A 4477-nucleotide genomic window follows, 5' to 3' on the forward strand; every position below is an offset into this window, starting at 1 on the left:
TACATGGGAATTTTTCCCGCGTACTTGACAAATTGAAACAGTGCGTTCAAGCAAAATGTTATTTTCATATCAAAAAATTGTCCTTGCAAAAAACGTATAAAGTCGCGTAATGTATACTCTTTGCTTGTTATTAAATTCAGCATTATTTTACGTACCATTGTACCGTCCCGTGTAATCCCTCCACCTAAAGCTTCGACGTATTTTTGATGAATTCTGTTATGCTTTAAATTGTTCCATGGAGGGGGGCCAATCTGTAGTAATGCTTTATATGCTTTTTCATTGTTTTTCATCTGTGCTATTTCTAGCAGTTTTGTATATGAAAGTTTATCACTCGATCCAATATGGGTAACTTGAGCAACCCCAAAATAACGTTTATATAATGGAGGTGCATGTTTTATTGCCAACATACCTAAAATTGATCCCCAAGAATGTCCCACTAAATAAAGTTGCTGTCTATCCAAACGATTTAAAATATATTCTGTTACTTCAATCGTATCATGAACAAATTGATCGATAGTCATCGACTCAGACGGTATTTTTTTAGAATAAGATAAACCAGATCCCCTTTGATCCCATTGGACAACGACAAAATGTTGTTCAAGTTCCGTCTGAAACTTGCGAATAAATCCTATTTGTCCTGTCCCTGGACCGCCATGAAGCATAAGCAGAATCGGATTATTCTTATCTCTTCCCCGAATATAAATCCATTGCTTCACATTGCCGATCACAGCTTCAATTAATTCAGAAATGGCGTTTTCCTCTATAAATTTCGGAACCCTTCTAATAAACAATATCCGACCCCCTCTCATTATTTCCATTGTGGAAGAAGCATATGTTCCTCAACAATCCGGCCCTATTCTTGAAAAACCCTTTAAGAATTTGTAGTAAATTTTAAGTGTTTATCCCCCAAAATAACAATGTTTATATTCCAACGTGGATGCATAACTAAATTGTTGTTTTCATCAAACTCTAAAGCAATATGGATTTCATCATCGTCGGCTGTAAGAATAGCCATTCTTTTATTCTCAGTATCTATATACGGTTTTAAAACATCCGGCATTTCAATTTTCCACTCAAAAAAGTTCATCATTCCACCTCCACATAAATCCATGAACCAGTGAAACAATCTGCGCCTTATATGCGAAAAAGACGCTATGCCTTGTTAGGGAAACGCGCCCGATTGCTTAATACTGTATGCTACTTATCGTTTCTTTTAAAGAGAACAGGCTCTCTGTAAAAGAATACCGCGCAGCAAGCTACTGTTATAGCCACGGTCGAGATGGTTGATGGATATTTTATGATACCTACAGTAAGAGCTACCAAGAACACTATAATATGAAATAAAAACCGATGTTTATTGATTTTTACCCACTCCAAACTGGCCCGAATTTGCACAGGTATATTTAATTATTGCGCCCGATAATGGAAAAGCGTTTCTTTATTGATCAATGTGCTTTTTGCGTTTTCTATCAATATAAGTCCAAGAATAATAAACGATCCAAAATACAATTGCCGTTATGAAAGCATAGACGGACCCATTGTTAGGTGAAAACAATATAAAACATAATCCAATAATTACTGCAAAGGGTAAAAGCATCCAATAAAGTCTACTTTTAAAAGCCTTCATTATCATCACTCCGTCTTATTTGCGAAATAAACGCCCATCATAGGCTCGCCCGATTGTGGGGCAACTGTGTCAAAGCGCCCGATGCTGGAACATTGGCCTTTACCCGAAGTATGGTTTTAACAAAATATTCGTCTTACCATCCAGCATTTTACCTGCTTAATCATCAAAATAGAGCAATCTTTAAACAAAGATTTTTACTTTTAGAAAAAAAGGTATCTAATAACAACAAACAATCCAATTAAGCTTATAAACATAATCATACCTTTTTTTGTGAAGCCGGTTGCAACATTTTTTTCCGGGACCCAGGAGTCGCTGACTGATTTACTTGAACTCCTAGCTTCTTCAAAATTGTCGTCCTTTTTCACCAAAAGCCCATATTCGGCACCTGAAAGACAAGCTGTTCCTCTTTTTCAGGTGCCTGTTTAAAAATTTGGATTTATTAAGTCTCCAATCGACTTATCTCAACTTTAATCCATCCATTTCGACAGGTTTTGAGCGTTCCCGTATCCTTTAGGAGTCAAATCATCGTTTTTTCGGCTTTTTTCGTCACATAGATGGACATGTCATATCCTGACAGCTCAAGGATCCGTTTCGTTTGATCCCCAATATTATCAGGAAGAAAGCGAATCACCTGCCCTGCCTGACGAACATAAATGACCTTAATTTCCTGCAACTCTTTTAACAATACCTTCCCCGTCGGGCGAAATAGCTTGCGCTTCCCGGCCAGGACCAATGGAGTTTCTTCCTGCTTCATCTTTTCCCTTACTCGATGTTCCAGGATGCCATAAATCAAAAGAGCCATGACAAATACGATGCCCAATGCTTCGATTCGGCTTGGCTTCTTTAAAAAGAAACCGTCAATCATAGCGGGGCTTTTCAACAGGCGAAAGCGCGTCTCTGCAGCCTCCTGCCCTTTATATGTTTGAAGGACTTCGCGATCAGGCAGCTCATTTTGGTCAACCTTATTGGTGATCAGGATAAATGTGCTCATTTTACGTTTTTTCTCTTCAATGGCTTCTTCATTTTTTGTCAGCTGTTGGAGCTTTGGACGATATATTGTGATGACCTTCGGAGTTTCCCCTTTTTTGGGGCGGCCTCTTTTCTTTCGTTTCTCGATGGCTTCTTCTGGTTCAAGACGAAACGAATAATGAAAATAGGTGCTGGAATGGGCTTTCAGGAACACTTTTATCGCTTTTTCGCCATCTTCTTGGCAATGATAGACTGTACTTTCAAACTTCTTGATTTCCTTTTCAAGATGGGCTTGTTCTTTAGCTATTTTCCGCTCTAGTGTTTTCTCCTTTTGTTCACCCAGCTGATCGGAATAGACCACGACAAAACGATATAGATAGCCGTCCAGTTTCTCTACAAAAGATTGAATTTTATAAGAAGCTGCATGTTTGGACGATTTCAACTGTCCGAGCTTCTGCCATTCACCGTTTTTCCAGGCCTTTTCTTTTAAGTCATGGCTTAACTTGAAGGTCTCGGGAAAACGGGAGATGAAATAAAGCTCTTCTCTGATGGCGCGCAAGTTTTCGGTCGTAATCAAGGCGGAATCCGCCTGATAAATAAGCTTGTCCCACTCCTCCTTTGAAAGGGTTTCACGGAGTTTTTTGATGAATGTCGGATTCCAGCTTTTGTCGTCCGTATTCCCATTTTCCACTGTTGCCAAGACAGGAATCCGTTCAGGGGTTACACCCATGCCAAGCACAATCTGCTTTAGATCCGGTCTGTTCTGCTTACTGTATCCGTGGGTGATGACAAGCTCCTCTTGGGTTGGCTCAACAGCTTTCTCTGCTGTTTCATAATCACCGAAAACCGAATAGGAGGTGGTGTCATTATGAAGAGTCCGCAATGGAAGGCCCAGTTTACGGCAAGCAGATACAGACAAGGTGGAATAGACCTTCCAAGGCGTTGCCTGATGTAAAGCGTCAAGGGCCCGGCCGATGGAATACTCATTCAAATCCTCTGCTTTTACACCCTTCCCGAATAGCATCTCTACATCTAGCTCTTCAAAAAATCGATGGATATGGTATAAGGGCTGCCGGTCACACAGGATGTTGATCAGAAGAGCTTTCAACCGTGTACCCGGCGACAAATGGCAACGATCTTTATCCCAAACCAACTGGTCATTGATCATTTTTTCGAAGTCAATTTCATCACAAATGGCAGAAAGGAGCTGGGATGGCCCTGCAGAAAGCGTTAAAACTGTATCGGATTGAGTCATGGGATTCTTCCTCACTTTTTCATCGTTAGGAATAATTTCGAGAAAGAGAGAAAAAATCCTTTAAAAATTTGTTTGGTGTTTCTTTATGACCCGCCGAATGTGGGCAAAAGTATCATCCCCGTTTTATTTAATTATAAATGTTTTTAAAACAATCAGAACAGGAAATTCACATTAATCACTCGAGAAGATTTCCTTAACAAAGTAATTTAGGGTATTCGGATTATCGTGTGAAATATCCCCAATAATTAGATGATGTTTACCATATCATAAATCGGAAAATAGTGCGGAATCTAGTAACTATAGCTTCAATCATTATTTATTTCATTATTTTCCATTTGAATATTAGCATAATTAAAAGTAGCGATTTCATTGAAAGCATGAATCAAATCTGTAAAAGAATGTTGAAAGTCTTCTTCCATCCATTTCATAAGTACATTCCACATTCCTCCAGCATTAAACGCTAAAGAAAATTTGATATATTCTTCACTTAAATTTGTTGGAAATTTATGTTTTGTAGCATCGTGTAAGTAAGGAATATAGTGATTAAATGTATCTACCCTGAAAATATAACTAACGAACTGCTAAAAAAAGCAATACTAAGCTAACCGGCTATACCCTAATTTCCA

The 4477-nt window shown here is 38.7% G+C and carries 4 protein-coding genes; all 4 read right to left on the reverse strand.

Annotated elements, in window-relative coordinates; all coding sequences use genetic code 11:
- The coding region (locus AB1L08_RS21675) for an alpha/beta fold hydrolase (RefSeq protein WP_413066671.1) at window positions 1-791 on the reverse strand (791 nt) is incomplete at its 3' end.
- Window positions 792-871: 80 nt separating this feature from the next.
- Window positions 872-1087, reverse strand: a complete 216-nt coding sequence (locus AB1L08_RS21680; protein WP_413066672.1) for a hypothetical protein — start codon at window positions 1085-1087, stop codon at window positions 872-874.
- Window positions 1088-2144: 1057 nt separating this feature from the next.
- On the reverse strand, window positions 2145-3851 hold the full coding sequence (locus AB1L08_RS21685) for an IS1634 family transposase (RefSeq protein WP_413066673.1): 1707 nt from the start codon (window positions 3849-3851) through the stop codon (window positions 2145-2147).
- A 305-nt stretch (window positions 3852-4156) separates the two neighbouring features.
- A complete protein-coding gene (locus AB1L08_RS21690) occupies window positions 4157-4294 on the reverse strand; it encodes a hypothetical protein (RefSeq protein WP_413066674.1) in 138 nt (45 codons plus the stop codon).
- Window positions 4295-4477 lie beyond the last annotated feature (183 nt).

This window comes from Siminovitchia jepli, assembly GCF_047228825.1.
GTDB lineage: Bacteria > Bacillota > Bacilli > Bacillales > Bacillaceae_C > Siminovitchia.